General features: G+C 51.8%; 8 protein-coding genes. 7 read left to right on the forward strand and 1 reads right to left on the reverse strand.

Annotated elements, in window-relative coordinates; translation table 11 throughout:
* Positions 1–129 precede the first annotated feature (129 nt).
* From JUF11_RS12320 to JUF11_RS12330, 3 genes are read left to right on the forward strand one after another with little or no spacing between them, the layout of a single operon-like run.
* Positions 130–864 carry a hypothetical protein gene (locus JUF11_RS12320; protein ID WP_204119837.1) on the forward strand — a complete coding sequence of 245 codons (735 nt, stop codon included), beginning with the start codon at positions 130–132 and terminating at the stop codon, positions 862–864.
* Between the two features lie 17 nt (positions 865–881).
* Positions 882–1,541: a hypothetical protein gene (locus JUF11_RS12325; protein ID WP_204119838.1), complete on the forward strand. Its 660-nt coding sequence runs from the start codon at positions 882–884 to the stop codon at positions 1,539–1,541.
* 19 nt (positions 1,542–1,560) lie between these two features.
* A complete protein-coding gene (locus tag JUF11_RS12330; RefSeq protein WP_204119839.1) occupies positions 1,561–2,013 on the forward strand; it encodes a hypothetical protein in 453 nt (150 codons plus the stop codon).
* A 236-nt stretch (positions 2,014–2,249) separates the two neighbouring features.
* Here the strand turns inward: JUF11_RS12330 and JUF11_RS12335 are convergent, their stop codons facing one another.
* Positions 2,250–3,455, reverse strand: a complete 1,206-nt coding sequence (locus tag JUF11_RS12335; protein WP_204119840.1) for an IS110 family RNA-guided transposase — start codon at positions 3,453–3,455, stop codon at positions 2,250–2,252.
* 319 nt (positions 3,456–3,774) lie between these two features.
* On the opposite strand from JUF11_RS12335, the gene JUF11_RS12340 reads away from it, so the two are divergent.
* Genes JUF11_RS12340 through recA form a run of 4 tightly spaced genes read left to right on the forward strand, consistent with a single transcriptional unit; the run spans position 3,775 to position 6,966 of the window.
* A complete protein-coding gene (locus JUF11_RS12340; protein WP_204119841.1) occupies positions 3,775–4,155 on the forward strand; it encodes an LSm family protein in 381 nt (126 codons plus the stop codon).
* Positions 4,152–5,435, forward strand: coding sequence for a Y-family DNA polymerase (locus JUF11_RS12345; RefSeq protein WP_204119842.1), 1,284 nt, complete (start codon positions 4,152–4,154; stop codon positions 5,433–5,435). The genes JUF11_RS12340 and JUF11_RS12345 overlap by 4 nt, the downstream gene beginning before the upstream one ends.
* Positions 5,428–5,817: a hypothetical protein gene (locus JUF11_RS12350; protein WP_204119843.1), complete on the forward strand. Its 390-nt coding sequence runs from the start codon at positions 5,428–5,430 to the stop codon at positions 5,815–5,817. Before JUF11_RS12345 ends, JUF11_RS12350 begins: the two co-directional genes overlap by 8 nt.
* A 15-nt stretch (positions 5,818–5,832) precedes the next feature.
* Positions 5,833–6,966, forward strand: coding sequence for a recombinase RecA (gene recA, locus JUF11_RS12355; protein ID WP_204119844.1), 1,134 nt, complete (start codon positions 5,833–5,835; stop codon positions 6,964–6,966).
* Positions 6,967–7,067 lie beyond the last annotated feature (101 nt).

Here is a 7,067-nt window from a genome sequence, read left to right on the forward strand (position 1 = left end):
ACCATTGGATGCAACTGCACCAAACTAAGGCTTTGCGGAGAACCACACCTTACTATTCTTTTGATGGCGTTAGCGTGTATGTGTGAATCCCAGGGAGCAGCTGCTGCTCACCTGGCAGGGGGAGAAAAAATGGCAGTAACAAAGAAGGATTTGTATGCAGCCTATGCAAAACATACCAAAGAGGGATTAGATGATCTGCACGAGCCTGGTAGCGATCCAGATTGCGCTGTGTGTGACGAGATTAACTTGATTTCCTTGCAGCTTGAGGGTCATCCTGACGCCACCAGCGCTGTTCAACTAGATATGGTAGAGGTGCCAGTGCAAAAGGCGATTCCTACGGTGTGGGAAGTAGAAGAAGATGATGGCACCGTTAGCATCATCCGTACTGTCACACACCGCCAAGAGCACAGTGTGCTTGCCCGTGGCAAACAGCGCCGGAAGATTGGAACTAGTGAGGCCCGTAGGCTTGGGATCGCAATAGAAGGAACCAAGGTCATAACGCTAGACCAGGCCATCAAGCGCATGGGCCGCGCGGGTGGCACGATTGCAACCTGGGGAGAGATTGAGCTTGCCAAAGGGACGGCCTTGCGCAAGCCAAGCCAGCCAGATCAGTACGTTCAGTTTGACGGCGGGAACCTCGCTGCTATTCAGAAAATCGCTGAACCGGCGAACGCGCACTTTACCAAAAAGCACGACAAGGTTCAAGTTGACGCTTATGCTGGCAGCAAGCAGCCAAGCTTTTCCCTGGAGGTTGGTGACATCCTAATCAGGCTTGCTACCGGCCGCCTCCTAGCCTTGTCACAAACGGATTTTGAAGCCCTCTACGATTATGACAGCCAAATCGGCTGGACGCTTGCAGACTAGCGTCGAAGGAGGAATGGATGGCAAAGAAAATACAAATCCGGCGCAGAGACATGCAGGTGCCAGGTCAACCACACAAGAAGACCCCAGCGCCGGTCGCGCCGAAGGCAAAGAAGCCAAAGGTCTCAGAACGAGAAGTTGAACTCAAGCGGCAGCGGACGGCTCTGAACCGTGTGAAGCGCGAGATGCGGGGACTCGATGCCAAGGCACCAAAGAACAAGAATCCGCAGCGTTACGCCGTACTGAAGCAGAACGTTACCATTGCAATAGCCTACTTTCTTAACGACGACGGCTCCTTGAACCCACACACCTACAAGTGGCTGGTTCCAGCAACGATTGACCTTACTAGTGCACGCTTTGGCCAGATCATCAAGGTGCCTGGGCGAGAGGGCCAGCCGCAGTCAGCGCTCTACGCATACAGCCACGTTGGGCAGCAGCGGCGCTATCGCAGCGGTAAAGTGGAACCGTCCGCCGAGATGCTGACGTTGACAGACGAGATGGCCACAGATGCGCAGATCAAAGCAATGGAACGCCGAGTAACCGCGTTAGGCGACAAGCAGACACAGCACCGCCAGGAGTATGAAGGCCAGCGTAGACTCACACGAGCCGTTGCCAGAAAGCGCAGCAGACTTCGCGCAAGGGCGGACAAATTAAAAAGCAGCATCCAAGAACTGCAATAGAAAGCAAGGGGTATGGGATATGCTAACACAAGCGACGAATTGGATTAGTTGGGCGTTAGATGGGGTTCTTGACAACCTGTTACGGCTTCTGAATGCACTGGGGTACTTACTTCTAGTGCCATTCAAATTTTTGTTCAAGTGGATCTTTCAACCGATTTTTGGCTATATCCTAAAGGCAATTTTTGGTGACTCGCTACCAGGCGTTGGAATGTTCCTCGGTGTCCTGGTGCTGCTATTTGTGGCATTCTGGCTGATTTACGCCTGGCCCGCCTTCTTTGGCGCGCTACTTCTAGTGCCTTTCTTAGGCGGTCTCTTTGTAGCATTGGGCAACCTGTTTCGTTTTGGTGCCAAAACACTGATCGCTGCGGGCATCATTTGGATTTTCTGGCAATTGATTAAGGCAGCCAGTCGGCTGATTGACCGCGCTGATGCGTGGGTGGACGCGAAACGTAGTCATCCAAGGCGTGGGTGATACTGGAATCGAGAGGTTTTGCCAATGAAGGCAAAAGCGGGGGCCAAAAGAGGCCTCTTTTTCTACCAATAGTCAAGGGAAAGCTGAGGCAATCAGCTTTCTCTTTTTATTTCTACAGTTCTCGGAAGTGCGGTGGAGGAGGACGGCCTGGTCTGACATGGTTCTGACGTACACTAAATAGGCCTCATGTATTCCAGAATTTTGAGGTGGTACAATCAGGTTAGACGAGCAACGATTTACTGTTCTGGCGAGAACGCTGTCTTATCGTATAGCTCATCGTTTAGGATTAGGTGGCGAATCAGTCGGTTCAACTGGCTCATCGCCGCAACGGCAATCTGCTTGGTCCGCTTGGACTGGGAAGATTGCTTTTTGCGTTTGTAGGCTGCACTGATTCGAGTTGGTGTGTATTTGGCGGCACTGACAATGTTGATGATGGCTCGGCACATAATCTTTCTGGCGTACGCGTTCCTACGCTTGCGAATGTGTTGCTCAGCGGTGTAGTTCCCGGACTGGTACTCAATCAGATCAATCCCAACGTAGGCGTTAATCGCATTGGCACTGTGGAACCTGCGGACATCACCCAACTCGGCAAGTAGGCATAGTGCCGTCTTCTCACCAATACCAGGAATCGTCATGAGAATTCGCACCTCACTCAAGCCTTTCGCCGCGGCTGCCATCTCCCTTATGGTCTCGGTCTTGAGATGATCAGGTCGTTCAACCTCATGAGCTTGAGTTGCTGTCATCTTGACGATGTAGTCTGTCGCTAACGCCGCCGGCGCAGATAGCTCCGCTAGGTCCAAAAGCTTGCCAGCTATGCGCTGTGCACGTCTTAGACCAATGTTCTTCGGCGTGGACGCTTGCACAATCTGGGTGATGGCGTCTAACTCACATTCGAGTACCAAGTTAGGGTGTGGGAACCGCTGAACTAGGTGCCAGTACAGGACCCCATCCGTCGAGCTAAGCACGTGCTCAATCTCGGGGAAGGTCATCTGAAGCGACCGATGAAGCCTATTTTTAGCCCGCACAATGTCCTCATTGTGCTGCTGATAGGTACGCTCTAAATCGCGCAATTCGCCATACACAGGCTTCTCTTGGTACGTGGAGGCAAAGTGAAAGCGCGCCATTGCTCGGGCCAAGCCCTCCGCGTCCAAGGCATCGTTCTTGCGGCTTCGAAAATCCTCCATTGCTCGCTTTGCCTGCAGTGGATTGATCTGCGTGTAAGCCAACCCTTCCCGTTGGAAGAAAGCAGCTACTCGCCTTGAGTACACTCCGGTCGCTTCAAAGATTACCACTGGCTCACTGAAGCTTTGCAGCTGCTCCTCAAGCTCCGCAAACCCGAGCTTGTTCAGCGCCATCTTGAAACTGTGCACGACCCTGTCATTGGCAAGAATCGCCACCTCGGCGGAATCCTTGCTGACATCAATACCAAAAATGCATTCCATGTTGGAACACCACCTTATGAAGTTGTCTCACCGATTCACTCATCCCAATTTTCAATACACGGCGTCAAGCGCCAACAGACTTCGAGCGAGTTAATTGGTGGATCAAGTGAAGTTGCCAGTTTTTGTTGCGGCGTCAAGCGCCAAAAAGGCCTACGACATGTCAACTTCGCTACCACTTTACCAGATACGAAAAAGTGGTGAACCACGATTCCGTCGAATCATGGTTCACCACTAATGTTAGTCGGTTTTTGTACAAATCGCCCTTGCGTAATGCGAACGTGTGTTCGTATAATGGGGTTAACAACGAGGGGGCAAAATTATGGAACGTAACGTCCCACAGGAGCTTTGGCTGTACCCGGATCGAGGCATGAAGAAGTGGCTTGGCTGGATCCTAAGTGACCACAGCGCCTACATGGAATCGCAAGCAATAGATGAAAAGCCAACACCAGAAAAACCTGAGCAGAAGGCGAGCGTAATTGACCAGATACTTCAGACTGCCTGGGAGCAAGGCCAGGTCGTGGCAATTCAGCTCAATGCACTGTACGATGGGCAATACCGGCGAGACCTGGAAGGGCCAATTCTTGGCTACGCTGACGGCCAGATCTACCTTCAGCGAAAAGATGGTCTGGTACTGCCGGTTCAGGTCGAGGACATCCGGCATATCGACGTGCTGAATGCAACTAAATGGTGGCACCAATGAGCACGCCGTTAGACGACCCGCAGCGCTTACCAATCCATGACATCATGTGCATCGATTGCAAGTCCTTCTATGCCTCTACTGAAGCCATCAGACGCGGTGAGTTTCCGCTGGCCGCCAAGGTGGCGGTGCTCAGCAATGAAGAAATCAACGGCGGTCTGGTGCTGGCGGCAAGCCCCAATACGAAGCGTGATTACCACGTTAAGCTCGGCACCCGGCGTTTTGAAATCGACGATCAGATGGATATTGAGCTGGTGGAGCCACGCATGGCGGATTACATCAAGCTCAATTACAAGATCAACCGAGTCTACCGTGCCTTCACAGACGATAACCACTGGTACCCTTACTCGGTTGACGAGTCATTCATCGACGTGACCCGTAGCCACAGTCTTTTCGGCAGTAACGAGGAGATAGCGGCCAGAATCCAGGAAGAAGTCTTCCAGAAGTACGGGATCATCACCACGGTTGGTATTGGCCAGAACCCGTTGCAAGCCAAGTTGGCATTAGATAATGACGCCAAATTCCAAGAGCCCTGGCGGGCAAGCTGGACATACGAAGACGTGCCCAAAACCATCTGGCAGATCAAGAATCTAACCGACTTCTGGTCGATAGGCGACAAGACCGCCGCTAAGCTGGAGGCCATCGGCATTCATTCCATCTATGACCTGGCTCATGCGGATCGCGGTAAGCTGCACGCCAGGTTTGGCGTCTTAGGTGACGCACTTTTCTTTCATGCCTGGGGCATCGACTATTCAGACCTAACGAAGCGATACCTGCCTCGGCCTGAAAACAAGGGGTACGGCAACTCGCAGGTGCTCATGCGAGACTACGTGACCAAGCGTGACATTGAAGTGGTGTTGAGCGAAATTGCTGATCAAGTGGCAACCAGGTTGCGCAAGCACCACGTGCAGGGTGAAGTGGTCAGTGTCGGCATCGACTACGCGGATGCTGAAGAGCGTGGGTTTGGAGCTCAAATGCACATCGACGCCACCAGCCGTTCAGATGACATTATTAGTGCCGCCCGGCGCCTGTTTGAAAGCAAGTGGAACGGTCAGCCGGTGAGAAACGTATCAGTCCGCGTCAACCGTGTCAGCAAGGCTGCTGGATTCCAGCTCAACCTCTTTGATCCACCAGAGAAGCAGACGGCTGACCTGGCCCTGGATCAAGTCGTAGACAAGATTCGCAGCAAGTACGGCTACAAGTCACTGGTACGCGGCTACTCGAAGGAAGCTGGTGGTACTGCGATTGACCGGGCCGGGCTGGTAGGAGGACATCATGGATAGCAAAGATGATCAACGCATGTACAGCATCATTCACACCATGCAGGAAAATTATGAAAAATACTTCACCAGAAAATATCGCTACCGGTATTGGCTAGTCGTGGTAGATAACCACTTTGAGGACATCTACTCAATCTTCCTCTACACAAAAAAGCAACGAACTAAGCTGATCCGCAGTTACGAACTAGTCCATTTCAAACGAGATCCAGAAGATTACCGTCACGTCATGAACAACCTACGCGAATGGAGCAATCTTTCAGTAGAGTATCGTGACACGAAGCATTTGATTCATCCAGGAACGGATATTGTGCAGGACACGACCCATGGCCATAGCGCGCGCAACCAGACACGCGCGCCTCAGCGGCCGATTCAAAGCACCCACTAGCAGGAGGAAACTAATATGGCAACTAAGAAACCAATCACACGCAACGCCCACGAAATTTCAGACGAGAAGGATCGCAAGGTAGCCTTAGCCACTGCCCTCAACAAGATCAAGAAGGATTTCGGTGAAGGCGCCGTTATGCGAATGGGTGACAAGTCACTGACTAACATTGACGTATTCTCTACTGGCATCTTATCCCTTGATATTGCTCTAGGCGTTGGCGGCTTTCCGAAAGGCCGGATTATTGAAATATATGGGCCTGAAAGCTCAGGCAAGACGACTATCGCCCTGCAGGCGGTGGCCAGTGTGCAGCAAGCAGGTGGCGTCGCAGCGTACATAGACGCCGAAAATGCAATGGACCCCAAGTACGCCACTGCGCTTGGGGTCAACATTGACGAGTTACTGCTGTCGCAGCCTGACACTGGCGAGCAAGGGCTGGAGATTGCGGATGCTCTGATTCAATCTGGAGCCGTGAGCATTCTGGTGGTTGATTCAGTGGCGGCCCTAGTGCCCGAAGCTGAAATTGAAGGGGTGATCGGTGATAGCCATGTTGGCCTTCAGGCCCGTATGATGTCACAGGCACTCCGCAAGCTCACAGCAAGTATCTTTAAGACGCAAACCATCGTGATCTTCATTAACCAGTTGCGTGAGAAGATTGGCGTTCAGTTTGGCAACCCGGAAACCACACCAGGCGGCCGGGCCCTGAAGTTCTATGCCACAATTCGTCTAGACGTGCGACGAGCGCAGCAGGTCAAGGATGGAACTAATGTCATCGGTAACAACACTAGAATCAGGGTAACCAAGAATAAGGTAGCACCGCCGTTCAAAGCGATCGAGACTACGATGTCCTATGGCCATGGTATCAGCCATAACGGTGATATGATTGCGCTTGGTGTAGACGACAAAGGCCCGGCCGCTGGAATTATCAAAAAGAGTGGCTCCTGGTATTCATACAACGACGAACGTCTTGGCCAAGGAGCAGTGAATGCAGAAGCATACCTGGATGCTCACCCCGAAATGAGTAAGGAAATTGAGACTGTAATCAGAGCAAAGGCTTTTCCAGAATCTCAAAACAGTATGGCAGAATTTAAACCTGAAAGAGAACAACAGGTAGAAGAAAAGGAGGCTTTTGGTGAAGATTGCCTCCTGTAAAATGAAAAGAGACCCCGGGGTCTCTTTTCTACCAGTAGTCAAGAGAAAGTTGATTTAATCAGCTTTCTCTTTTTCTTTGTCTTGATTTTGGACATAGGGAG

Origin of the sequence: Lacticaseibacillus suilingensis (assembly GCF_016861845.1) — a bacterium.
In the GTDB taxonomy this organism is placed as follows: Bacteria; Bacillota; Bacilli; order Lactobacillales; family Lactobacillaceae; genus Lacticaseibacillus; species Lacticaseibacillus suilingensis.

Coding starts and splice junctions, on each gene's coding strand:
- JUF11_RS12320 (WP_204119837.1), top strand. CDS start 130: ATGGCAGTAACAAAGAAGGATTTGTATGCAGCCTATGCAAAACATACC.
- JUF11_RS12345 (WP_204119842.1), top strand. CDS start 4,152: ATGAGCACGCCGTTAGACGACCCGCAGCGCTTACCAATCCATGACATC.
- JUF11_RS12350 (WP_204119843.1), top strand. CDS start 5,428: ATGGATAGCAAAGATGATCAACGCATGTACAGCATCATTCACACCATG.
- JUF11_RS12330 (WP_204119839.1), top strand. CDS start 1,561: ATGCTAACACAAGCGACGAATTGGATTAGTTGGGCGTTAGATGGGGTT.
- JUF11_RS12335 (WP_204119840.1), bottom strand. CDS start 3,455: ATGGAATGCATTTTTGGTATTGATGTCAGCAAGGATTCCGCCGAGGTG.
- JUF11_RS12340 (WP_204119841.1), top strand. CDS start 3,775: ATGGAACGTAACGTCCCACAGGAGCTTTGGCTGTACCCGGATCGAGGC.
- recA (WP_204119844.1), top strand. CDS start 5,833: ATGGCAACTAAGAAACCAATCACACGCAACGCCCACGAAATTTCAGAC.
- JUF11_RS12325 (WP_204119838.1), top strand. CDS start 882: ATGGCAAAGAAAATACAAATCCGGCGCAGAGACATGCAGGTGCCAGGT.